Raw genomic sequence first — 24,058 nt, forward strand, 5'->3', positions numbered from 1 at the left:
CACGGACATAAACCACACCCAAACGGGCCGGGTTTTCGTATACTGCTGCCATGAACCTACTGACGCCTGTCCTGTTAATGACCACGCTACTCAGCCTCGGTGGATGCTCGACCATGACCGCGATCACATCACGGCCTGAAACCCAGTACGACGCCAGCATCGTCGAGGCCGCCAGCGGCCAGCCTCTGGATGTGGCAGCGCTGGCCCGGCAACTGTCACATACCGATGTCGTTGTCGTTGGTGAATATCATGGCCATCACGGCTCTCATCTGCTCCAGTCACAGCTCCAGGCCGCGCTTCACCGGCAGCGTCCGGACCAGGTGCTGACCATGGAACAGTTCGAACTGAATCACCAACCGGAACTGGATCGGTACCTGAAGGGACAGATTGGCGAGACCGAACTGATTGAAGACGCCACCGCCTGGGACAACTACCGGGCGTCTTACCGGCCACTGGTGGAGTTTGCACGACTCAACAACCTGCCGGTATTTGCCGCCAACGCGCCAGCCGATATCGTGCGCTGCGTCGGGCGAACGGGACCGGGCTTCCTTGACACGCTGAGCGAGCAACGGCGCAGCCGGCTACCCCGGGATCCGTTTGCTGATACACCCGCCTACCAAGATAAATTTGTTGCCGCCATCTCCAGCAGCCATGGCGCTGGCGATCCGACCATGACCGAGCGCATGCAGAACACCTATCGGGCCCAGCTCCTGCGGGACAACACCATGGCCATGCGCATTCTGGAAGCGCATCAAGCCTATCCGGACAACCAGATTCTGCACGTTACCGGCACCTTTCACAGCGAAGAAGGGCTGGGCACCGTTGCGATGTTGACGCGGCGTGCGCCGGAGCTCTCGGTTGCCGTGATTTCGCCGGTATTCTGGCCCGACGACCGGAGTGGTGCGCCGGTGGAAGAAAATCGCACCCTCGGCGACTTTCTGTATTTCATTCAGCCGCTGCCGGTGGAGTTTCGTGACCCGGAACGGGAACGGGCGGCCATGACGGCCCGTTTCAGTCTGTCGACGTCAACGAGCTGCGACTGAGCGCTGCCTGGAACAGCCTGCGATCCGAATCACTGAACAGCACCAGGCGAACGCGCTGGACGAAACGGAGCGCAGGCGCCATCGCGGCAATCGCGTCGATGGCAACGGCCGCAGCCTTGTCCACCGGATAGCCAAACACCCCGGTGGAAATGGCGGGAAACGCCACCGAGTTCAACCGATGCTGTTCCGCTACCGCCAGCGCGTTGCGGTAGCAGTCTCCCAGCAGCCGGTCCGATGGCTCGTCCACACCGTAAACCGGCCCCAGACAATGAATAACATGTCGGTTCGGTAGCCGGTGTCCGGAACTGATTACCGCCTCGCCGGGCGAGATCGGGGCCAGCGCCTGGCACTCCTCGGCAAGCCCCGGGCCGGCGGCACCGTGAATGGCGCCGGCAACGCCACTGCCCGGCATCAGGCGGGCGTTGGCGGCGTTGACCACGGCATCCATGTCCGGCTGCGATGCGATGTTGCCCTGCACGATCTCAACCTTCAGCACGTTTCCCCCTTTCCGCTCTGGCCACGAGGCGCTAGTCTTGAACCTGATTCAAGGATAGCAGCAGCGCCTGCCACGGGCTCTCTCAACACAAGGAAACCACCATGAAAGTTCTTGTCGCTCTGATTCTCGGCATCAGCGCCATCGTTTCCGCGTCGCTGATTGCCGACGGACTGACCGACCTGCGAACCGGCGACCGTTACGTCACCGTGAAAGGCGTGGCCGAGCGGGAAGTGAATGCGGACCTGGCCCTGTGGCCGATTCGTTTTGTTGCCACCGGCAACACGCTGACGGCAGCGCAGGACCTTGCCCGAAAAAGCCGGGACGCCATTATGGCCTTCCTGAAGCTCCAGGCCATTGAGGAAAGCGCGGTCGAACTCCAACGCCTGGATGTCACCGATACCCGGGCCACCCCCTATCAGGGCGGCAACGGTGAGCAGAAGTTCATCATCAATCAGACCCTGATGGTGCGCAGCACCGATATCGAAAAAATCCAGCGGGCGGCTCAGGGCGTGAGTGAACTGGTGGATTCCGGGGTAATCCTCTCGTCCGACTTCGGTCCAGCCGGCCCCACCTACCTGTTCAACGGACTGAATTCGATCAAACCGGGCATGATCGCCGAGGCCACCGCGTCAGCCCGGGAAGCGGCGGCACAGTTTGCCCAGGATGCCGACGCCGAGCTCGGGGGTTTGCGTCGAGCCAATCAGGGCGTGTTTCAGATTCTGGCCCGGGATCAGGCCCCGGGCATCATGGAAGGGCAGCAACCGGTCAAGACGGTTCGCGTGGTATCCACGGTTGAATACTACCTCCAGTGAGACGGCCGGCTACTGGGTCGCCACCATCTCATCCGTAACCTGGAACTCCCCCATCAGCCAGCGCAGGATTTCACTGGCCGCCGGGTGATCAAAGGCGTCGTAGGTTCGCAACAGAGCCTGTCGCTTTTCATCCCCGATGCGGCCAAGCCCGGCATCCTGCAACACCAGCAGGTCGGCGTGAACCTGCTCCGCCAACTCCCGCCCGAGCACCTCACGGGCGGCATGACGAAACGCCTGTCCGTACTGATATTCCGGCCCCAGGCGATAGGATTCCGACAGCGTTATGGCGGGAATGGTGGTCAGTGTCGGCTGCAAGGCCGGGTTGATTCCGTGACCGGCCAGGTGGGCAGCGTTCGCGGCCGGCCTCCCGGTGAAGCCCCTCAGGTGCAGGTGCGCGGACATCCGGTCGCCATCGTTAACCGGATAGTTGTCCCACAGCACCGGTTTGCGCCCCAGCACATCCCCGATCCGCTTCAGATGCCCCGGTGAGATTTCCCTCGAACAGACTTCTTCCCCGGTCCAGAAGATGTTTACGGAGTGATCGAGCTTACGTCCCAGGGTCGCCAGGTAATCGGCTGGACGTTCTCCGAAGACCCGGTCCAGCACCGGATCGTCCGAATAATAGCTGGGGCAGACACTGAGCTGAGGCGCCGAGATATGCTCGCGTACCCAATGCACAATGTCTGCCTGGGTCTGGGCGAGATCCGGGGTGCCGGAACGCATGTCATCGAACAGGATCGCCAGCTCATCGATCCCGATCCGGTCCAGCCAGTTCAGCTTGTCGGCCAATGCCTCCCGGGCCTGATCATCAAACCGGTTGAAGATTTCGAACGGGCTCAGCCCGATGCCAAACCGCATGCCCTCGGCCCGACAGAAACGACCGAACTCGGCCAGCTCGGCGGCAAGCGCCGGCGGGTGTGGCTCCTGCCAGCGACGCCGCAGAAAGGCGTCCGCCTTGGGGGCATAGAGATAGAACCTATAACCGTGAGGAGCCAGTGCACGCACCAGCTGACGGCGCTCCTGCCAGTTCCACAGGGGGCCATAAAAACCTTCAATAACGCCAAGTGGCGTAGTCATGACGGCAACTCCTTGCGTTGTCCCTGAGCCGGACTCCCGGCACTTGATCTATTAACACATCGTAGAGGCACTGCACGCAAATGGTAGCGCCAAACCGTATTGCCGCCCGTGAAAGCAGGCTATTATAGGTTCATCCAACGGGAACCGATTCATGACCTCATCTCCCAGCCGACTAGCCAGTCTTGATGCCCTGCGCGGCCTGGCCGCCCTGGCCGTGGTGCTATTCCATTACCTGCCATACTACGACAAGCTCTATGGCCATGGGTTTGAATTGCCGGAAGCCGCGACCGCCACTCTGCTCTTTGGCCGGTACGGTGTTCACCTGTTCTTTATCCTGAGCGGCTTCGTTATTTTCATGACCCTGGAGCGAACCAGCAAGGCCAGCTGGTTCGGGCTGGCCCGGGCCTTCCGGTTGCTGCCGGCGCTGTGGGCCGCCATCACCCTCACCTTTCTGTCCGTTCACTGGCTCGGCCCCGAGAGCCGGGCCGTGCCCCTGGAAGTTGCCATTCTGAACACCACCCTGCTGCACGAATACCTGGGCAAGGCCCATGTGGATGGCGCTTACTGGAGCCTGGTGGTGGAGATCACCTTTTACAGCTGGATGGCACTCCTGTTCTTCAGCTTGCGCAAATGGCAGCAGCTCCGGCTCGCTCTGGCGATCTGGGTAATCGCCTGCTACGCCGGCGTACTGTGGTGGAAACAGATCCCGCCGGCGCTGGAGTTTTTCATCAAGGACCTGCTGTTTGTAAAATACGCACCTCTGTTCGTTGCCGGCATGCTGATTTATCGCCGACACCGCTACGGTGGCGGGTCAGCGTTTGACAATACGCTGCTGGCTTTGAGCATCGGCCACGGACTGGTCGCCTACAAGCTGCCCTACAGTCTGTTCGTACTGGCCTGTTTCGCCGTGTTTGCCCTGGCGGTGTCCGGGCGCATGAACTGGCTGTCCAACCGCCCCATGCTCTGGCTCGGCAGCCTGTCCTACAGCCTGTACCTGGTGCATCAGAACATCGGCTACGGTGTGATTGGCTGGAGTTACGAGGCCGGTCTGCCCGGCTGGCTGGGCGTAGCAATGGCGCTGGCAACCGCGCTGACGCTGGCCAGCCTCATCCACTATTTAGTGGAAAAGCCGTCACTTGCCAGGTTCCGGGCCTGGCGACGCAAGGCCGAAACGCCCACTGCCCTGGTGGCGACACCGCAGTTCGAGAGTAGCGTGACCGTACCGGCCCGACGCGACCAGACGGATTCTTGACTAGACTGAAAGACACCCCCCTCCCGGCATCCACAAACCCGGCCCAAGGAGTTTGCCATGGAAATAAAAACTTTCGAGGACCTTATCGACTGGACCCGCCAGTTGCACGCGCACCTGGCCGAGAGCCTGCACGAATCGGCGGCCCTGACTACCAATGAACGCGCCAGCGCCCTACTTGATTACGTCAGCAGTCACGAAGCCAAGCTTGAACAGGCGGTCGCCGAGTTTGAAAAACAGGCCGATACCAAGGCGATGAAAACCCGCCTTTACGACTACGCCAACCACAAACCGATCAAATCCCATCGCACCTGCGACACCCACTATGCGGACCTGGATTTCGAAGGCATTGAGCGGGAAGTTTTCGACTTCCACGATCAGGTCATGGACCTCTACGACGCACTGATTGGCAAGGCGGAGATACCCGAGGCCAAAACCTTGCTGGAGGATCTCAAGGCGCTCGAGGAGCACGAGGCCATGCGGCTGGCGCGCCAGATTGGCCGGATGGATGATATGTAATCAGCCCTACGACCTAGGTCGTAGAGAATGGGTTTTTCATTCCGTTTACTAACGATAATTGTTAACTTGAACTACCGTAAAGAGTTGCCCCTCCCCAAAGGGAGGCGCTCTACATACAAAAAAGATAAGAGGATAGAAGAGCAATGAAGATCCGTTCTGTTCTTTCCGCGGCTGTGCTGGCTGTAGCAACTACCTTTGCCGCCACACAGGCATTCGCACAGGAAACCTTCACACTCCGTCTTGCAGAAACCTGGGGCCCGAACTTCCCGATCTTTGGTGATGCCTCCAAAAACATGGCCGAAATGGCCGAGAAGATGTCCGATGGCCGTCTGCGCATCCGCATTGATTCTGCCAACAAGCACAAGGCACCGTTCGGTGTGTTCGACATGGTCAAGGCCGGCCAGTACGACATGGGCCACTCCGCCTCGTACTACTGGAAAGGCAAGGTACCCAACACCCTGTTCTTTACCAGCATGCCCTTCGGCATGACCGCGCTGGAGCAGTATGCCTGGTTCTACCACGGCGACGGCATGGAGCTGATGCAGGAAGTGTATGAGCCACATAACCTGATGTCCTTCCCGGGCGGCAACACCGGCATCCAGATGGGCGGCTGGTTCCGCAAGGAAATCAACTCCGTCGACGATCTTCAGGGCCTGAAGATGCGGATTCCCGGCTTTGCCGGCGAAGTCTTCGCCGAGGTGGGTGTCAGCCCGACCAACATCGCTCCGGGCGAGCTCTACACCGCGCTCGAACGCAACACCATCGATGCGGTTGAGTGGGTAGGTCCGGCTCTGGATCTGCGTCTGGGCTTCCAGCAGATTGCTGACTACTACTACACCGGCTGGCACGAGCCGGCGACCGAACTGCAGTTCCTGGTCAACAAGAAGACCTGGGAAAAGCTGCCGGCTGACCTGCAGGAGATCTTGCGCATCTCCATGCGTACAGCTTCCTACGATATGCTGGTGCAGTCCCAGCACGAAAACGCCAAGGCCTGGGCAAGCATCAAGGAAGAGCACCCGAACGTGCAGATCAAGCAGTTCCCGGAAGAAGTGTTCCAGACCATGAAGGAGGCTAACGATAAGTTGCTGGAAGAAGCAGCAGCCGGCGACGAACTGGCCGCCAAGATCGTTGAGTCTCAGCAGGAGTACCTTGAGAAGTCACGCGCTTATACCGATATTTCCGAGCGCGCGTACCTCAACACAATGGGCGACGTAGAGTAAGATAACGCTCATTACGGAGCCGGGATCGCTCTCTGAGGGGTCCCGGTTTTGTCGTTTATAGCAGCTGGAAAAGCGCCAACCCGCTTGGCGGAGGATTATCAATGCGGTGGATTATCAAACTGGACGAAGGCCTGGGCCGGCTGTCCAATCTCTGTGGCTGGATCGCCTGTATCGCGATGATACTGATGGCCGCCAACGTGTTTTACGACGTGGTTTCCCGCTACGCATTCAATGAAGTGTCGATTGGCATGCAGGAAATGGAATGGCACCTGTATTCCATCGTCTTTCTGTTTGGTATCCCCTACGCATTGCGCACGGACGGCCATGTTCGGGTCGACGTTTTCTACACCAACTGGAACAACAAGGCGAAAGCCTGGGTCAACATGGTGGGCGCCGTTATCTTTGTCATCCCGTTTGCCTACCTGATCGGGACCTACGGCTACAGCTTCGCGCTGGACTCCTACAACATGGGTGAAGGCAGCGGCGATCCCGGCGGCCTGCCCCACCGATATCTGATCAAGTCGATCATTCCCATCACCGCCTTCTTTATCGCAACCAGCGGCCTTGGCATGATCACTTACGCGATCCGCGTGCTGTCAGGCGAGAAAAGTTACACCGGTGAGCACAGCGCGGGAGGTCTGGCATGATCGGTATGATTATGTTCGGCGTCGCCATGCTGATGCTGATGCTGGGTTTTCCGGTAGCCTTTACCTTCGGTGGTGTCGCGCTGTTTTTCGGGATCTACGCCGAAGGCATGGATCTGTTCGCGTTCATGCCGTTCCGGATCATGAGTGTGATGCAGAATACCGTGTTGATGGCGGTACCTCTGTTCATCTTTATGGGTGTGGTACTGCAGCGCACCAGATTGGCTGAGCAGCTGCTCACCTCCATGGGGCGCCTCTTTGGTGGCCTGCCCGGCGGTCTCGCCATCTCCACCATTCTGGTGGGCGCACTGCTCGCCGCCTCCACCGGTGTAGTGGGTGCCAGCGTGGTGGCCATGGGTCTGATTTCGCTGCCGGTTATGCTCGCGCACAAATACGACAAGCGCCTGAGTACCGGCGTTATCTGCGCGTCCGGCACACTCGGTCAGATTGTGCCGCCCTCCATCATCCTGATCATCCTGGGCGATGTTATCGGGCTGCCCGTGGGCGACCTGTTCAAAGCCGCGGTATGGCCGGGCGTAGTATTGGTCAGTCTCTATATCATCTACATCCTGGTGATGACCCGCCTGAAACCGGAAACCGCCCCGGCCATGCCGGAAGATCCGACCCGCTCCCGCAAACAGGAGGTGGTGTCCGCGCTGCTGTCGATCATTCCGCCGCTGGCATTGATCATTGTGGTCCTGGGTTCCATCTTCAGCGGTATTGCCACCCCGACTGAGTCCTCGGCACTGGGCGGCGTCGGCGCCGTCGTTCTGGCGATCATCTACAAGCAGTTCTCGTTCAAGATGATCTGGGACAGCTCCAAGGACACCGTGAAGGTGACGGCTATGGTGTTTGCCATCCTGATCGGTGCCACCGCGTTCTCCATGGTGTTCAGCTACACAGGAGGCGACTACCTGCTCGAGGAATGGCTGCACCTTCTGCCTGGGGGCCAATGGGGCTTCATCATCTTGGCGATGCTGGTCATTCTGGTTCTCGGCTTCTTCATCGACTTCGTGGAGATTTCGTTCATCATCGTGCCGATCCTGGCTCCGGTGGCCGAAGCCATGGGCATCAACATGCTCTGGTTTGCCATCCTGATTGCCATGAACCTGCAGACCAGCTTCCTGACGCCACCGTTCGGATTCTCGCTGTTCTACCTGAAAGGGGTGGCCCCACCGGAGGTAAGAACCGTGGATATTTACCGCGGCATCATTCCCTTCATCCTGATCCAGATACTGGTGCTGGCAATGATTGTGGTCTTCCCGGAATGGTTCGGGATGAGCGCCACCTACTAACCTCCTGAAAACCGGGCCCGTGAGCCCGGTTTTTTTATCCCCTTCGCAGACCGAAAACCACCGCTCGCCCCCAAGTTCACCGAAATTACCGCTCTACCTGACAAAATCTGAACGTTTTCTATACTGAACAAAGAACCGGCGATTCTCAGACCGGCAGTCGGGACAAGCCCTTACACAAAGTCGTTATCCATGACAGTGACGTTGAGGTCAGGTAAAGAGGGAGAACAGGATCCATGACTCAGAGTACTGCCCAAAAAACCGAGCAGACCGGCCAACAACCAAAGCCACATGTGCTGAACCTTCCACTGGGAGCTGCCCGGGTGGACAGAGAACCGCACAGTTACGAGCGCTGGCTCATTGCGAAACTGATGCGTATGGCTGGCTCTCCGCCGATCCGATTCCGGTTATGGAACGGAGACGTCATCGAACCCAACGGGCAGGAAGCCAGGTTTGTCCTTCAGCTGACAGACCCCAAGGCATTGTATTCACTGGTCGCCAACCCCAATCTGGCCTTCGGTGACCTGTACAGTGCGGGCCGGCTGGACGTCGAGGGCGAACTACCGGACCTGATGGAGGCGCTTTACCGATCGGTCCACGCCGCCCGCCAGAGTTGGCCGAAATGGCTGGATGCCCTGTGGCGCAACCACAACCCGAGGTCTACCGGAATCTCGGAAGCCAAGGAGAACATCCACCATCACTACGACCTGGGCAACGAATTCTATCGATTGTGGCTGGACCGGGCCGAAATGCAGTATACCTGCGCCTATTACGAGCAGCCGGACCTGACCCTGGAACAGGCCCAGCTTGCCAAGCTGGAACATGTATGCCGAAAACTGCGCCTGAAGCCCGGCATGACGGTGGTCGAAGCCGGCTGCGGCTGGGGCGGATTGGCGCGCTACATGGCCCGCCATTACGGCGTCAGGGTCCACTCCTACAACATCTCCAGGGAACAGCTTGCCTATGCCCGGGAAGAGGCCCGCCAGCAGAAGCTTGATCACCTGATTGATTACGTGGAGGACGACTACCGGAATATCGAAGGCCAGTACGATGCCTTTGTCTCGATCGGCATGCTGGAACACGTGGGCAAAGAGAATTATCCGGCACTGTCAGATCTGATCAAACGAAGCCTCAAGCCCGACGGCATCGCGCTGCTCCACAGTATCGGCCGCAACCGCCCCATGCTGATGAATGCCTGGATTGAGAAACGGATTTTTCCAGGTGCGTATCCGCCCAGTATCGGTGAGTTCATGGAGATCTGCGAACACGGCGATTTCTCGGTCCTGGATGTTGAGAACCTGCGACTGCACTACGCCCAGACCCTGACCCACTGGATGGAGCGATTCGACGAGAATAAGGATCGGGTGTCGGAAATGTACGACGAGCACTTCACCCGAGCATGGCGAATGTACCTGGCCGGTTCCATTGCCGCGTTCCAGGCAGGAGCGCTGCAGTTGTTCCAGGTTGTGTTCACCCATGGCGACAACAATCACCTGCCCCGGAACCGACAGGATCTCTATATCACCCCCGCCGCGCCGGAGGATGTCTGATGGAGTACTACGATCTGATCATCGTCGGCGCCGGGCCGGCCGGCTCGACCCTCGCCCGGAGTCTGCAGGACAGCGGCAAGCGCATTCTGGTCATCGACAAGCAGGACTTCCCCAGGGACAAGACCTGCGCCGGCTGGGTGACACCGGCGGTGCTGGAAACCCTGCACATTGACAAAGAAGACTACAACCGGGGCCGGACGCTGCAGCCGATTCGCCGCTTCCGCATTGGTATGATGGGGCAGCCGGCGGTGGAAAACGATCACGGCGAGGTGGTCAGTTACGGCATTCGGCGCTGCGAATTTGACGCCTACCTGCTGGATCGGGTGGAAGCCCCCAAGATCCTCTCCACGCCCGTAAAGACCATAGTCCGCAACGCCGGTAACTGGCAGATCAATGATACCTGGGAGGCGCCCCTGGTGGTCGGTGCCGGCGGCCACTTCTGCCCGGTGGCACGGTTACTGGGCGAAGGGCCCGGAAGCCATGAGACCGTTGTGGCGGCCAAGGAAGTGGAGTTCGAGATGACGCCGGATCAGGCCAACGCCTGTCAGGCCCGAGGCGATACGCCGGAACTCTGGTTTTGCCGGGATCTCAAGGGCTATGCCTGGGTGTTCCGGAAAGGCAACTTCCTGAACATCGGCCTCGGGCGCGAGGATAATCACAAGCTGACCGAGCATCTGGAGGCCTTCGTTCAGGACATGAAGGATTCCGGGCGCATTCCCGCGGACCTGCCCGGTCGGTTCAAGGGCCACGCCTACCTGCTGTACGCCCATGCCGAGCGGCCCCTGGTCGATGACGGCATCCTGCTGATTGGCGATTCCGCAGGACTGGCCTACACCCAGAGTGGCGAGGGCATCCGGCCAGCCGTTGAGTCGGCGCTGATGGCCGCTGACGTCATACGTCACGCTCCGGACTATTCGGCATCCTCCCTGCAAGTCTACGGCGATGCCATTGCCGAACGCTTTGGCAACCGTGCCACCGACCTGGACCAGGGCTGGCAGGTACCGGACTGGGTCAAGATGCCGCTCGCCAGCACTCTGATGCGCTCCCAATGGTTCACGCGCAAGGTCGTGACCGAGAAGTGGTTCCTGCACCAACAGGTACCACCGCTTGAAGTGCGGTTCGACACATCGGCCACCGGCTCAATGACAACCGCACTCTAAGCCGCCCAGGCTTCTGCCTCGCAAGGTCGCAAGCCAAACAAAAAGGGCGCCGTAACGGCGCCCTTTTCCAGTCTTTTCAGCATCAGTGCCCCAGATAACTGCGGTACATCCACACCGTTTTTTCCTGCTGCGAGATGTAATCACTCATCAGGGCGACCGTGCCCTCGTCCTCAGCATCGCCCGCAAGGCTAAGCAACTGACGCTGCTTACCAATCAGCTTGGCGAAGCTGTCGACAATGTTTTCCATCGCCTCACGGCCATCGGACACGTCCCGGCGTTCGGGCACTTCGGATTTCTCGATGTAGGTGCTGTAGGCGTGCGCCGGACGATGACCCAGGGTCAGCACGCGCTCTGCAATCTCATCAATCTTGAGCAGCAGGTCGTCGTACAGCTCCTCGAATTTCACGTGCAACTCGAAGAAGTTGTCGCCCTTGATATTCCAGTGATAACCGCGGACGTTCATATAAAAAATCTGGTAGTTGGACAGTAAGTCGTTCAAAGAATCCGCCAGTTTTGCGGTCTTTTCCGTGTCCAGACCAATGAAGTTCTTACCCATCGAATGTCTCCTTGACGGTGATTGGATTGCTATTGGCCTCACTGTAAAGCGGCAATGCGAGTTCGAGAAGTGGAGTTCGTCAATCCTATCGATAGACTTAGCATATTATCTTTTGGCTGACGATCCGGATACGCAATGATTGTGAGGTCTGCGCCCACACGCTATTAACCAATTACCCTCAACCACCGAGCCGCTAGACGCCTGGCCCACACTCGGTGCACCCTTCCGCCGGCTCAGGACCAATACTGAGGTTGCGGTTCAGCTGTTTCAAGGCGGTGCGCAGGCCTTCTTCAATCACCGGATGATAGAAAGGCATCTCGAGAACCTCACTGACCGTCAGTCGGCGCTGAACCGACCAGGCCAGCAGATGCGCAATGTGTTCGGCGGCCGGCCCAAACATTTCAGCGCCCATGAGCAGTCCCGTGCCATGCTCACCGTAAACCCGCAGCAGGCCGGTGTTCTTGCCGATGACCCGGCTCCTGCCCTGATCCTCGAACGAGACCTCACCAACCGCGAAGCAGCCCCGGCATCGCTCATTCACTTCATCGATGGTCAGACCCACCGAGGCAATCTGGGGATCCGTGAATACCACCGATAGGGGCGTCCGGCGCAGACCGGCCCGGACGTCGGGATAAGCGGCGGCGTTGTCACCGGCAATGCGGCCTTCATCCGCCGCCTCATGCAACAACGGCAAGGCATTGTTGGCATCGCCGGCGATAAAGATGTGGCTGTCGCCGCACCGGAGGGTATGGGGGTCGAACAGGGGCGCGCCCCTGTCGTCCAGTTCGATGTCCGCATTCTGGATGTCCAGGCCATCCACGTTGGGGCGCCGGCCCGTCGCGGCGAGCAGATAGTCAAAGGTCTCGGTGACCCTTCCCCGCTCCGGGTCCTGAAAGGTAATCCGGACACCGTCCGCGGTTCGCTCGACCTCTTTGACATCGGCGTCCGGATCGAGCGGAAACTCCCGGTTAAAGGTGTCGAGGGCATACTGCCGAATGGAGTCGTCGCGAATGGAGCCAATGGCACCGCCAACCCCGAACATCCGTACCCGGACCCCGAGACGACTCAATGCCTGACCCAGCTCAAGACCGATGACCCCCGGGCCAAATACCGCCACGGAGTCCGGCAGGTCCTGCCACTCGAACAGATCGTCATTGACCACCAACCGGTCCTTGGCCTCTTTCAGAAAACCGGGAATGTTGGGGCGGGACCCGGTCGCAATGATGATCCGACGGGCCCGGACTTCCCGCTCGTCACCATTACCGGACTCCACCATCAGCCGATTCGGGCCGGCAAACCGGGCGTGTCCGAACAGGCGATGGGCATCCGGAAATTTATCGACTGATTCCACCACCGAAGCAACAAACCGGTCCCGCTCCCGGCGAACCCGCTTCATCACCGCCCTGCCGTCGATTCGGATGTTGGCCGCTGACACCCCGAACAAAGGTGCCTTCGCCATCTGATGGGCGTTATCTGCGGCCGCAATCAACAGCTTACTCGGCATACACCCGACCCGGGCGCAGGTGGTTCCGTATCGGTTCGCCTCAATCAGCACGACACTGTCGGTGACTTTCCGGACCCGCTGGTACGCCACCATTCCGGCGGTACCAACGCCGATGATAGCAACGTCGACTTCTCGCTTTTCCATACAGACATCTCCTTGCAACCACCCATCCAGAGTGACGGGTAAAGGTGGGCCGATCGCCATTCACCAGTATAGAAGTATCGGCTGCGCGCGACAGGTCGGATTGCCGTCGGACTGAGGGGGAATTCGCCGATGAATTGGCTTAAGCTATGCCCCTTGGAATCGCAACCATCAGGGGAATCAGACGTGCAAAGTTATTGGCCGGAATTTCTGACCGTGGCCCTGGTACATCTGTTGGCGGTGGCCAGCCCGGGACCGGATTTTGCCGTGATGCTCAGACAGGCACTCAGCCAGAGCCGGTACAATGCATTACTCACCGCCGTGGGCATTGGCCTGGGCATTCTGCTGCATGTGGCCTATTCGTTACTCGGCATCGGCCTGATCATTCAGCAGTCGGTCTGGCTGTTCAATGTCCTGAAGGTGGCCGGAGCCCTTTACCTGACCTGGATTGCCGTTCAATGCCTGCGGTCCCGCGCCACCGGCGTGTATGTCGACGCCGGTCCCGGGAAAGTCCAATCCGGAGTCGCGGCTCTGCGACTCGGTTTCCTGACCAACGCACTGAATCCCAAGGCCACACTGTTCTTTGTGTCGCTTTTCTCCGTCGTAATCAGCCCCGGAACCCCCCTTGAACTCCAGGCAGGCTACGGTATCTACATGGCTGCCGCCACGGCCCTGTGGTTCGCGCTGGTGGCCGTGTTCTTTACCCTGCCTCGGGTCCGCCGCGGTTTCAGCCGATTCGGCCACTGGCTTGACCGCATGATGGGCGGTGTTCTTTTGCTATTGGCCGGTCAGCTCTTGCTGTCTACAGTGAGCGGATCAGAGCCTCCGTCTGGTCCCAGCCCAGGCACGGATCGGTAAGGGAGCAACCGTAAACCAGATCGTCGCCATCATCCTGCCGTCCCGGCTCCAGGAAGCTTTCCAGCATCAGGCCTCTGATGTGGGGATTGCCGGCCTTGCGTTGCGCCATCACCTGCCGGGCAATGTCCAGCTGACGCTCTGCCTGTTTGCGGGCATTGTCGTGACTGCAATCGACCATGACCGCCGTGGACAGGCCGGCCTCGGACAAAGACCGCACCGCCGCCGCAATGCTGTCCGCATCGTAGTTGGTCACGCCCCGACCGCCCCGCAGCACCAGGTGGGTATCCGGGTTGCCCGCGGTGGTAATCATCACCGGCGCGCCAGCGTTGGAAACGCCCATGTGATGATGGGGATGAGCCGCGGATTTCATGGCGTTGGTGGCCACCCCGACACTCCCGTCGGTTCCGTTCTTGAACCCGACCGGCATCGGCAGGCCACTGACCAGTTCCCGGTGCACCTGGGATTCGGTGGTGCGGGCGCCGATCGCCGTCCAGCTCACCAGATCACCCAGGTAGTCCATCGCAAACGGACTGAGCGCCTCGGTCGCCAACGGCAAGCCCATTTGCGAGAGATTCAGAAGCAACCGGCGAGAACGTACCAGCCCGGCATTCAGGTCGCCGGAACCGGTGCGCTCGGGATCGTAGAGCAGTCCCTTCCAGCCGACGGTGGTGCGTGGTTTTTCGAGGTAGGCCCGCATGACAATGAGGAACCGGTCACTCACCGCATCGGACAGGGCTTTCAGCCTTTCACCGTATTCCAGTGCCGCCACCTCATCGTGGATTGAGCAGGGCCCCATGACGATCAGGGTTCTGGCATCCTCTCCCCGCAGAACCCTCCGGATTTCTTCCCGCTTCCCGGCGATCTGCCGGGCCAGAGAGGCATCAACCGGAAGCTGCTGGCGCAAGGACGCGGGAGCGGGCAGAGCCACTTCCTGGCGCGACTCCAATGCGACCTCAGGCGCGGCCTCGCTCAATGCATCGTTACCCCTCAGGACTTCGGTACCCTTCAGAGCGTCAGTGCTAGGCGGCATGTTCATATCAGTGTTCCTGTTTCCCTGTATCAGAATCAAAAAAGCCCCGGCTGGGCTACCAGTCGGGGCTTTTTGAGTCCGGTGGCAGCCTGGGTTTCTGCCGGGCTGCCTTCCTCGTTGTTCGGTCGATGAAGATCTTACGGGCGGCCCGGACTCTGGCTAAAATAAAAGCCATAACCAAACCACCAAGAAAACACAGCAGCGCCTGCCGCCATCGGTTTTTCACCGAAAGCTTGCAGAACATTCAATTGACAGGTCGCGTGTGTCGTCTTCATGCTTTCCAATATATACCCCCGGTTTTCACCTTGGCAACCCCATGGAGCCGACTTTTTGGGATCGATGACAGGCTCAGGAGCAGAAATGACAACAGAAACGTCCTCCTACCTTCGACGTCAGGCAGGCACCCTGGTATCGGCACTGGCGCTGTTTCTGGCATTGAGCCTGCTCGCTGCCGGCGCCCTGGCACAAGCCCGGGTCTATGAACTGAACAATCGGCCCGCCGACGATGTCGCCAGCCAGATTCGTGCGCTCTACGCAGACACATCACTGACAGTCACGGCGCGGGGCCAGCAAGTGGTGGTGCGAGGGGAGGAACAACTGCTGGATGAAATCGGCATGCTCATAGGCACCCTAGACGTCGCGGCCGTGCAGCTACGCATCACGGTTCGGTCCCGGGAAGACATCGGTGGCAAGCGCTCGGGTGCCGGCGTTTCAGGCTCGAATGACCGGGTCAACGTGAACGTCGAGCGCAAGGTCACCAGCACCAACAGCGCCCGCCAGCGCACACTGGTTGTTCAGGATGGACAGTCGGCCCACATAACCTCGGGCCAGGTCCGCACCCTGCCGGTCGCTATTCAGGGTGGACGAAACCCGGCCGCCATTCTCCAACAGGTCGAGACCCGGAGTGGTTTCCTGGTCAGCCCGCAGGTCATCTCCGACCGTGCCATTGAGCTGAACATTGTCTCATTCGAGGAGGACCCGGCGTCCCTGCCCGGGTATGAAACAGAGGCGGTGGTGACCATTCGCCGGGTGGAACCGGGCCAGTGGGTATCCCTCGGCAGCACCTCGACACAGGCCAGTAGCCAACATTCCGGCATCACCTACAATGTCAGCAGCAGCCGTGGCGAGAATCGGAGCTTCGAGGTGAAAGTCGACATTCTGCCCTGAACGTCAGGCCCGATATCGACGGAGCAGAACACTCTTGGCCTCGTTGATCTTGGCGGCAAGGTAATCGTTGCCACCTCGGTCCGGATGCAGTTTCTGGATCAGCCGCCGATGGGCGGAGACGATCTCCTGTTCACCGCAGCCCGCCGGAACCCCAAGCACCTCGCAGGCTTCCTGCTCAGACATACTGCCATGGGATGCGGCCCGACGATCCTCACCGCCACCGGCATCATCGCCGTTGCCGGGCCCGGAATCCTGGCCAACGTACTGCCGGAACAGTGGTACATACTTCAGCATTGCTGGCAGTTTGCGCAACAGGGGAACCAGCGCAGCAACAGCGGCAGTCAACACATGCACGCGCCCCGTCAACACCATGAATAGCAGCAGCGCCCCACCCGCCACCAGGATCATCTTCCAGATCGCCGATTTCTGTTTCTCGGGCGTCAGGGCGCCCCACTGCTTCAGAATGACAAAGACGGCAGCCGCCAGAGCGAGGCCGAGAATCCACTGCATTTGTTGATCCTTCGCTAAAGTCCGATCGTAATTCTGACACTTACTTGATTCACCATACCAGCATCTCTGGTCGTAAGCCCGAACCACGACAAACGACCGCAACTGCCTGAATAGACTAAGCAGAAATACTGACGAACCGGTGACAACACCGGTCCGACTTTTATAGGATGCTATGTTTTATGGAATACACATAAAACTCCGATTCCCAGGACCCGAATTATGCGCACTGCCTCCCGCTTCCTGATTGTTATCATTTTCCTTGGTGTCGTCCTTGGTGGCATTTTTGGTTACAAGTTCTACCAGTTCGGCCAGATGCAAGAGAAGATGGGTCAGCCGCGGCCGCCCGCGCAGATCTCCGCCGTCCAGGCCCAGACCGAAATGTGGACGCCCGCGATCAAGGCGGTTGGCAGCATCGAAGCCGTCAACGGGATTGAAGTGGCCAACGAAGTACCCGGGGTGATCGAGACCATCAATTTCGAGTCTGGCGACACCATCAAGAAGGGTGACGTGCTTATCCGCATCGATTCGGCGATTGATCAGGCCGCGCTGCGTACCCGTCGGGCCGAAGCCCAGCTTGCCGAGCAGGAATTCAAACGGGTCTCCGACCTCCTGCCCAAACGGGCCGTCTCCCAGTCCCAGTACGACGAAGCCAAGGCCAACTTCGACGCCGCCCGCGCCCGCGTCAACGAGGCCGAAGCCCAGCTGAGCAAGAAGATCATCCGCGCGCCGTTTGATGGCCGGCTCGGTATCCGCATGGTGGACCGTGGCGAATACATTGCCACGGGCACCCCGATTGTCGAGATCAACATGCTTGATCCGATTTACGTGGACTACACCCTGTCGGAAAAGAATCTGCCGGACGTAGCAACGGGCTACCCGGTGCTGGCGACCGTCGCCGCAGTGCCCGATCAGGACTTCGAAGGCACGGTCAGCGCCATCAACACCTCCGTTAACCCCGAAACCCGCACGGTCCGAATCCGCGCCACCCTCGATAACGAGGAGAACCTGCTTCGCCCGGGTATGTTTGCAACGGTCATGACCCGCCAGCCCAGGGACAACGAAGTCGTCACGGTGCCTCGCACCGCCGTCTCCTACAACACTTACGGGGACTTTGTCTTTGTTGTTGGCGAGAACGAAGACGGAACCCAAGTTGTTACCCGCCGCACCGTCAGTACCGGCGAAACCCGCAACAGCCGGGTCGCCATCCTGTCAGGCCTAAGCGAGGGCGAGACTGTGGTGTCCAAGGGCCTGTTAAGGCTGCGGGCCGGTCAGCCGGTCGAAATCCAGGACGAGTCCGGCGAGTCGCAGGAGGCGTCTGAATAATGCGATTTACCGATATTTTTATCCACCGTCCGGTCCTGGCGACGGTGGTCAGTCTCCTGATCCTGCTGCTCGGTGCCCGTGCTGCCATGGAGATGGAGATCCGCCAGTACCCCGAGCTCGAAAGCACCACGGTGACCGTGACCACGGCCTACCCCGGCGCCAGCTCCGATCTGATCAAGGGCTTCATCACCACACCACTTCAGCAGGCCATTGCCGAAGCCAGTGGCATCGACTACCTGACGTCCACCAGCTCCCAGGGTACCTCCACCATCGAAGCCAAAATGGTGCTCAACTACGACGCCAACGCGGCCCTGGCGGAGATCCAGGCCAAGGTCGCCAGTCAGCGTAATGTGCTGCCGGCTGAAGCCCAGGATCCGGTGATCACCTCCACCACCGGTGACTCCACGGCGTTGATGTACATCGCCTTCTACAGCAGCGAAATTGGGGTTCCTCAGATTTCCGACTACCTGACCCGCGTGGTGCAGCCCAAGCTGCAGGCGTTACCGGGGGTTGGCAAGGCCGACCTGATCGGCCGCAAGTTTGCGCTTCGGGTCTGGCTCGATCCGGAACGGCTGGCGGCGGTCGACATGACCCCGCCGGAGGTGGTTGCCAAACTCCGCGCCAACAACTATCAGGCGGCTGTGGGCAACACCAAGGGTCAGTACACCGAGATCAGCATGACCAGCGACACCGATGTCGCCGATCCGGACCAGTTCCGCAACCTGGTGGTGAAGCAGTCCGGCAGCACCCAGATCCGCCTGCAGGACATTGCCCGGGTGGAACTGGGGTCTGAATCCTACAATCAGCTTGCCCTCTACAAGGGCGACCCGGCGACCTACGTCGCCATCGAACTGGCACCGGGCGCTAACCCCCTCACCGTCGCCGGCCTGGTCAAGGATTCCCTCCCGGACATCGAAAGCCAGTTGCCCTCGGGCCTGAATGCCCGTCTGGCCTATGACGCCTCCGACTTCATCGAGGATTCCATCAACGAGGTCATCAAGACCCTGCTGGAAGCGCTGGTGATCGTGCTGGTGGTGGTCTTCCTGTGCCTCGGTTCCATCCGCGCATCCATCGTGCCGTCCGTGGCGGTTCCCCTGTCACTGGTCGGCGGCGCCTTTATCATGCTGATGTTCGGCTTCTCCCTGAACCTGCTGACCCTGCTGTCCATGGTTCTGGCCATCGGCCTGGTGGTCGACGACGCCATCATCGTCGTTGAAAACGTGCATCGTCACATCGAACAGGGGGAGACCCGGTTCGATGCCGCTATCAAGGGCGCCCGGGAGATGGCGGTACCGATCATCGCCATGACCACGACGCTGGTGGCGGTATACGCACCCATCGGGTTCATGGGCGGCCTGGTCGGCTCGCTGTTCACCGAGTTCGCCTTCACTCTGGCCGGCGCGGTGGTGATTTCCGGCGTTGTCGCCTTGACCCTGTCACCGATGTTGTCTGGCCTGGTACTGAAGCCCCACGGCAATCCGGGCAAGTTCGAAGGGCTGGTGGAGCGCAGCTTCAACGGCTTGTCCAACGGTTATAGGAAAGCGCTCAGCTCGCTGATGGAGACCAAGTCTGTCGTCATCTTCTTCGCGGTTGTCGTGCTCGGTTCCATCTACTTCATGGCCATGATGAGCCAGAACGAGCTGGCCCCGACCGAGGACCAGGGCATCCTGTTCTATCAGGGCCTCGGACCACAGACCGCCACTCTCGACTACCTCACCGAACACGGTGACGAAATCCAGACCCGGATGTCGGAGCTGCCCGGGTACGAGGAAGACTTTATGATCATCGGCTTCACCGGGCCGAATGCGGTCTTCGGCGGCTTTAAGCTGGCACCGTGGAGTCAGCGGGAAATTACCCAGTTCGAAGTCCAGCCCCAACTGGATGCCGAACTCAAGCAAGTCACAGGTCTGCAGACGGCCGTATTCCCGAGGCCGTCGCTCCCGGGTTCCGGTGGCGGCCTGCCGTTCCAGTTCGTGATCACCACCGGCAACAGTTACGAACAGTTGAACCAGGTAGCCGACGAACTGCTCGGCAAGGCCATGGGCAGCGGCAATTTCATGTTCCTGCAAAAATCGATCAACTTTGACCGGCCAGTCACCCGCATCCATGTCGATCGGGACCGTGTCGCTGATCTCGGGCTGTCCATGCAGGACGTTGGCCAGGCTCTCTCGAGTATGCTGGGTGGCGGCTACATCAACCGCTTCAGCATGGAAGGCCGCTCCTATCAGGTGATCCCGCAGGTTGACCAGCAGTTCCGCCTGGACGCGCAGGCCCTGAGCGATTATTACATCCGCGCCGACACCGGTGAGCTGGTTCCCCTGGGCAGTGTGGTCAGTTTCAGCAACGATGTGGAACCGTCCAACCGGACCCAGTTCAACCAGCAGAACTCGCTGACCCTTCAGGGCGTGGTCATGCCGGGCGTGGCGGCCGGTACCGCCATGGACTACATGGAAAAGACCGCCGACGAGGTGTTCCCGCAAGGCTTCAGCTACGACTACACCGGCCAGAGCCGGCAGCTGGCAACCCAGGGCAGCGCGCTGGTGGTGACCTTCTTCCTGTCGTTGCTGGTGATCTATCTGGTGCTGGCGGCCCAGTTCGAGAGCTGGCGCGATCCGTTCATCATTCTGGTGTCGGTGCCCATGTCGGTGGCCGGTGCGATGGCCTTTATCGTGCTTGGCTTCGCCAGCATGAACATTTACACCCAGGTGGGACTGATCACCCTGATCGGCGTGGTCTCCAAGAACGGGATACTGATCGTGGAATTCGCCAACCAGCTACAGGTCGAACGGGGCCTGGACAAGGTCAAGGCGGTGATCGAGGCGGCGGCGATCCGGCTGCGTCCGATCATCATGACCTCGCTGGCGCTGATCTTCGCCATGGTACCGCTGCTGATTGCCATCGGCCCGGGCGCGGAAAGCCGCTTCGCCATCGGCCTAACCATCAGCGCCGGTCTGGGTATAGGCACCCTGTTCACCATCTTTGTGTTGCCGGCGTTCTACATTTTGCTCGCACGCGATCACAACAAGGCCGGTCACTGAGCGGCCTGAAAAAAAGCCCGGCCACCGAGAGGTGAGCCGGGTTTTTTATTTTTGGGCCCCAGACCATCAACCGACGGCCTCGTCCTGTGCCGACAGCCCCGCCGGGACCAGCAGATTCCGACGCCACTGAACCGTCTCACTCGGAAGCTCCCCGAAATGCCGGCGGTACAGGGCCGCGAACCGACCAAGGTGGGAAAAGCCCTCATCGGCGGCGTACCAGGAAATGTGGGGCAACTCGCACCGGCAATCCACCAGCCGCCGCCTGACCCTCAATAACCGGCAACGCTGAAAGAACCGATAGGGCGTCATTCCGGTTTCCCGCTTCATCAGGTAAAAAAGATTACGCTCACTGACCCCTGAATGACTGGCAAGTTCATGAAGGTCAAACTCCCAGTTGGGTTCAAGCTGGATCTTGCGGATCACCCGAATCAGTCGACGGTCCGGTTCCGGTCGGTCGGGTACTGCAATGGCTTGTCCGGTCTCGAATTTCGCTTTCAGACTACGGAACAGATCCCGGGTCATGGCCCGGGCATGTCCGTCATCCAGAAAAAAACCGGCCCGGAACAGGTAATTGGTAACAAGGCAGTTCACGTCAGACAGGCAGCCATATTGGCCATCATCGACAAGCCGGCTCCGTTCTGCCGACGACAGCGCCAGATACATCACCTGGCTGCCCGCTGAGAGGGACAGGTTGAACCGTGTTGCCGCTGGCACGACAGCTGGATTGTTCAATCGCGACCAGTGCAGGCTGTCTGAGGCAAACTCGACAACACCCTCAAGGGGCACAACCAGAGACAGGTGTTCAGCCCGACCGCCAGCGATCTCCATATCCTGACTGGCGTAAATGCACGCAAGGTCCCCACCTTCCGCTTGCAGGGCAGAAAGGGCGCCCACTCCTTCCTGGCTTGCACCCCCGGTGCACTTGAGACGCTCGAAGCCGTATACCGTACGTAGTCCGGCCAGCCATTCCTCAAGGGAAGCGCGGTTCAGCCTCAAATAGGATTCAAGCTGGATTTCAGGCAGGTCACTGGTCATAAATCAGGCTATCGGAGAGAAAGACCTATATGTAAACGATAGCCCGCCCCATCCCTAGCCAAATATTGCAAAAGCCGGAAACCCCGCCCTCGAATTACGCTTTCATTGATACCCATCAAGTAGCAGCGGTTCTATTGCCGACCAGTTCCCCGGTCTGGCCATCAGGTAACCCTGCCCCCGGTCACAGCCGAGTTCCCGGAGTTGACGGTATTGCGCCCGGGTCTCAACCCCCTCTGCGACCACGGTCAGCTCAAGCGCATCCGCCATTCCCAGAATGGCGGACACAATGCGGGAGTCCTTACCGGCACCGCCCAGCCGCGTGATGAATTGCCGATCGATCTTGAGCACCTGGACCGGCAGGGCATGAAGGTAGGCAAGCGAGGAATAACCGGTGCCGAAGTCATCAATGGCCACGATCACACCCTGATCCCGCAACGCGCCGAGCCGGGCCAGGCAGGCTTTGGACAGATGCATCAGGTTGGTTTCGGTAATTTCTACCTCTGGCAACCAGCCCAGTTGTCGAATCCGGGATATCAGAGGGGCCAGCACTTCTACCAGACGGGCATCCGGGATCTGTCTGGCCGAAAGATTTATCGCCAACGTTAAACCGGCCGGCAACGATGTCGACTCCTTGGGCAGGTCCTTCAGGATACACCGGACCAGATGGCCGGTCAGTTCGTGAATGTGGCCGCGCTGCTCGGCAATGGGGATAAAATCAGCCGGAGGAACGGCGCCCAACTCCGGATGAGTCCAGCGCAGCAAAACCTCGAGGCCGGCGACGGCTCCGGTCGCCAGAGTGTATTGTGGCTGGAACACCACCGAGAATTCCTCCGGCGCGGTCTTCAGGGAGGCCATCAGCGCCTCCGAAACCCGCTGTTTATAGTTCCCCTGTTCGTTGTCCAACTCGCTGTAGATCCGGTAACACGCTCTACCCGCCATTTTCGCCATGTACATTGCCCGGTCGGCATTCTGCAAAAGCTCGCTGCCCGACCTGCCATGAAGAGGGTGCAAAGCCGCGCCCACCGATGCGGACAGAAAATACTCCCGATTGTCAGCCACCAGGGGCGCGCGAAAGATGTTAATCATGCGCTGACAGACTCCCTCAAGCTCATTCCGGGAATTCAGTTCAATGATTGCGGCAAATTCGTCTCCCGACAGTCTGGCTACCACGTCGCCGACACGCAGGCAGCTTCGGATACTGAGGGCGGCCTGTTGCAACACCCGGTCACCACAGTCATGACCATGCAGGTCATTGACCGACTTGAAAAAGTCCAGATCGATATACAGCACCGCAAAGCAGGCATGGTTCCTCGGCCGCTGAGCGACCCTGGCCCGCAGGAATTCCTGAAACAGCGACCGGTTGGGCAACTCAGTCAGGGGGTCGTAGTATGCCAGCGACGCCAGACGCTCCTGGCCCGCGGTCACATCACCGACATCCATGAACACGCCAGCGAGCAGACGCTGTTGATCGTCTTCCACCGGATAGATACTTAACCACTGCGGATAGGCCTCGCCGCTCTTCCGGCGATTCCAGATGAGTCCCTCCCATCGGCCGTTCCGATTGAGAGATTGCCACATCGAATGATAGAACTCCGGCGAATGCAGCCCCGAACTCAGGATCGAGGGAGCACGACCGAGAACCTCGTCGAGTTGATAGCCCGTCACTGACCGGAACATCCGGTTCACGTACGCAATTTTCGGTTCCGTGGTGGCCAGCATGATGGCGCGTGGGTGATTGTCCACCAGTGCCTTGAAGTCTTGTTTTTCTAATACCTGCATGGACCGTACCCCCGTGTCGATGAAACCGCCGTTGGCGGTTCAGCACTCAGGATAA

Annotated in this window: 21 protein-coding genes; 13 read left to right on the forward strand and 8 right to left on the reverse strand. The window is 59.7% G+C overall.

The annotated features are described in order from the left end of the window. The first annotated feature begins 113 nt into the window (after positions 1 to 113). Positions 114 to 1,043, forward strand: coding sequence for a ChaN family lipoprotein (locus KZO34_RS07985; protein WP_219475480.1), 930 nt, complete (start codon positions 114 to 116; stop codon positions 1,041 to 1,043). Here KZO34_RS07985 and KZO34_RS07990 read toward each other — a convergent pair. After that, complete coding sequence (locus KZO34_RS07990; protein ID WP_308318780.1) at positions 1,012 to 1,539, reverse strand: macro domain-containing protein; 528 nt, start codon at positions 1,537 to 1,539, stop codon at positions 1,012 to 1,014. The genes KZO34_RS07985 and KZO34_RS07990 overlap by 32 nt on opposite strands. A 101-nt stretch (positions 1,540 to 1,640) precedes the next feature. Here KZO34_RS07990 and KZO34_RS07995 point away from each other — a divergent pair, with 101 nt between their 5' ends. Beyond that, complete coding sequence (locus tag KZO34_RS07995) at positions 1,641 to 2,351, forward strand: SIMPL domain-containing protein (RefSeq protein WP_219475483.1); 711 nt, start codon at positions 1,641 to 1,643, stop codon at positions 2,349 to 2,351. Positions 2,352 to 2,360: 9 nt separating this feature from the next. Here the strand turns inward: KZO34_RS07995 and KZO34_RS08000 are convergent, their stop codons facing one another. After that, entirely contained in the window at positions 2,361 to 3,428 is a 1,068-nt protein-coding gene (locus KZO34_RS08000; protein ID WP_219475487.1) for a beta-N-acetylglucosaminidase domain-containing protein, read from the reverse strand. Between the two features lie 151 nt (positions 3,429 to 3,579). Between KZO34_RS08000 and KZO34_RS08005 the strand changes: the two genes are divergently transcribed. From KZO34_RS08005 to KZO34_RS08035, 7 genes are all read left to right on the forward strand, one after another. After that, entirely contained in the window at positions 3,580 to 4,680 is a 1,101-nt protein-coding gene (locus tag KZO34_RS08005; RefSeq protein WP_219475491.1) for an acyltransferase family protein, read from the forward strand. A 57-nt stretch (positions 4,681 to 4,737) separates the two neighbouring features. After that, the gene (locus tag KZO34_RS08010) at positions 4,738 to 5,196 is read left to right on the forward strand and encodes an ATPase (protein ID WP_219475494.1); all 459 of its coding nucleotides are present in this window, start codon (positions 4,738 to 4,740) and stop codon (positions 5,194 to 5,196) included. 143 nt (positions 5,197 to 5,339) lie between these two features. Next, positions 5,340 to 6,416 (forward strand): TRAP transporter substrate-binding protein, encoded by a 1,077-nt coding sequence (locus tag KZO34_RS08015; protein WP_219475498.1) that lies wholly within the window; start codon positions 5,340 to 5,342, stop codon positions 6,414 to 6,416. Positions 6,417 to 6,517: 101 nt separating this feature from the next. Continuing rightward, a complete protein-coding gene (locus tag KZO34_RS08020) occupies positions 6,518 to 7,063 on the forward strand; it encodes a TRAP transporter small permease subunit (RefSeq protein WP_219475501.1) in 546 nt (181 codons plus the stop codon). Continuing rightward, positions 7,060 to 8,355, forward strand: coding sequence for a TRAP transporter large permease (locus tag KZO34_RS08025; protein ID WP_219475504.1), 1,296 nt, complete (start codon positions 7,060 to 7,062; stop codon positions 8,353 to 8,355). Before KZO34_RS08020 ends, KZO34_RS08025 begins: the two co-directional genes overlap by 4 nt. Before the next feature lie 233 nt (positions 8,356 to 8,588). Beyond that, a complete protein-coding gene (locus tag KZO34_RS08030) occupies positions 8,589 to 9,902 on the forward strand; it encodes an SAM-dependent methyltransferase (RefSeq protein WP_219475506.1) in 1,314 nt (437 codons plus the stop codon). Continuing rightward, complete coding sequence (locus tag KZO34_RS08035) at positions 9,902 to 11,062, forward strand: NAD(P)/FAD-dependent oxidoreductase (protein ID WP_219475509.1); 1,161 nt, start codon at positions 9,902 to 9,904, stop codon at positions 11,060 to 11,062. Before KZO34_RS08030 ends, KZO34_RS08035 begins: the two co-directional genes overlap by 1 nt. An 82-nt stretch (positions 11,063 to 11,144) precedes the next feature. On the opposite strand, the gene KZO34_RS08040 is transcribed toward KZO34_RS08035, so the two are convergent. Together KZO34_RS08040 and KZO34_RS08045 are read right to left on the reverse strand one after the other, a co-directional pair. Further along, complete coding sequence (locus KZO34_RS08040; protein ID WP_219475512.1) at positions 11,145 to 11,618, reverse strand: Dps family protein; 474 nt, start codon at positions 11,616 to 11,618, stop codon at positions 11,145 to 11,147. Positions 11,619 to 11,811: 193 nt separating this feature from the next. Next, on the reverse strand, positions 11,812 to 13,266 hold the full coding sequence (locus KZO34_RS08045; RefSeq protein ID WP_219475516.1) for a dihydrolipoyl dehydrogenase: 1,455 nt from the start codon (positions 13,264 to 13,266) through the stop codon (positions 11,812 to 11,814). Positions 13,267 to 13,449: 183 nt separating this feature from the next. On the opposite strand from KZO34_RS08045, the gene KZO34_RS08050 reads away from it, so the two are divergent. After that, positions 13,450 to 14,121 (forward strand): LysE family translocator, encoded by a 672-nt coding sequence (locus KZO34_RS08050; RefSeq protein WP_219475518.1) that lies wholly within the window; start codon positions 13,450 to 13,452, stop codon positions 14,119 to 14,121. On the opposite strand, the gene KZO34_RS08055 is transcribed toward KZO34_RS08050, so the two are convergent. Further along, positions 14,066 to 15,157, reverse strand: a complete 1,092-nt coding sequence (locus KZO34_RS08055; protein ID WP_257900227.1) for a 3-deoxy-7-phosphoheptulonate synthase — start codon at positions 15,155 to 15,157, stop codon at positions 14,066 to 14,068. The two genes, KZO34_RS08050 and KZO34_RS08055, sit on opposite strands and share 56 nt — an antisense overlap. A gap of 354 nt (positions 15,158 to 15,511) precedes the next feature. Here KZO34_RS08055 and KZO34_RS08060 point away from each other — a divergent pair, with 354 nt between their 5' ends. After that, on the forward strand, positions 15,512 to 16,318 hold the full coding sequence (locus KZO34_RS08060) for a secretin N-terminal domain-containing protein (RefSeq protein ID WP_219475522.1): 807 nt from the start codon (positions 15,512 to 15,514) through the stop codon (positions 16,316 to 16,318). Positions 16,319 to 16,321: 3 nt separating this feature from the next. Here KZO34_RS08060 and KZO34_RS08065 read toward each other — a convergent pair whose 3' ends face one another. Next, positions 16,322 to 16,828 carry a DnaJ domain-containing protein gene (locus KZO34_RS08065; RefSeq protein ID WP_219475525.1) on the reverse strand — a complete coding sequence of 169 codons (507 nt, stop codon included), beginning with the start codon at positions 16,826 to 16,828 and terminating at the stop codon, positions 16,322 to 16,324. 219 nt (positions 16,829 to 17,047) lie between these two features. On the opposite strand from KZO34_RS08065, the gene KZO34_RS08070 reads away from it, so the two are divergent. Together KZO34_RS08070 and KZO34_RS08075 are read left to right on the forward strand one after the other, a co-directional pair. Continuing rightward, on the forward strand, positions 17,048 to 18,151 hold the full coding sequence (locus KZO34_RS08070) for an efflux RND transporter periplasmic adaptor subunit (protein WP_219475528.1): 1,104 nt from the start codon (positions 17,048 to 17,050) through the stop codon (positions 18,149 to 18,151). Continuing rightward, on the forward strand, positions 18,151 to 21,189 hold the full coding sequence (locus KZO34_RS08075; protein WP_219475532.1) for an efflux RND transporter permease subunit: 3,039 nt from the start codon (positions 18,151 to 18,153) through the stop codon (positions 21,187 to 21,189). The genes KZO34_RS08070 and KZO34_RS08075 overlap by 1 nt, the downstream gene beginning before the upstream one ends. A gap of 66 nt (positions 21,190 to 21,255) precedes the next feature. On the opposite strand, the gene KZO34_RS08080 is transcribed toward KZO34_RS08075, so the two are convergent. Together KZO34_RS08080 and KZO34_RS08085 are read right to left on the reverse strand one after the other, a co-directional pair. Next, positions 21,256 to 22,224 (reverse strand): AraC family transcriptional regulator, encoded by a 969-nt coding sequence (locus KZO34_RS08080; RefSeq protein ID WP_219475536.1) that lies wholly within the window; start codon positions 22,222 to 22,224, stop codon positions 21,256 to 21,258. A 102-nt stretch (positions 22,225 to 22,326) separates the two neighbouring features. Continuing rightward, the gene (locus KZO34_RS08085) at positions 22,327 to 24,003 is read right to left on the reverse strand and encodes a putative bifunctional diguanylate cyclase/phosphodiesterase (protein WP_219475541.1); all 1,677 of its coding nucleotides are present in this window, start codon (positions 24,001 to 24,003) and stop codon (positions 22,327 to 22,329) included. Between the last annotated feature and the right edge of the window lie 55 nt (positions 24,004 to 24,058).

It is taken from the genome of Marinobacter sp. F4206 (assembly GCF_019392195.1).
Taxonomy (GTDB): domain Bacteria; phylum Pseudomonadota; class Gammaproteobacteria; order Pseudomonadales; family Oleiphilaceae; genus Marinobacter.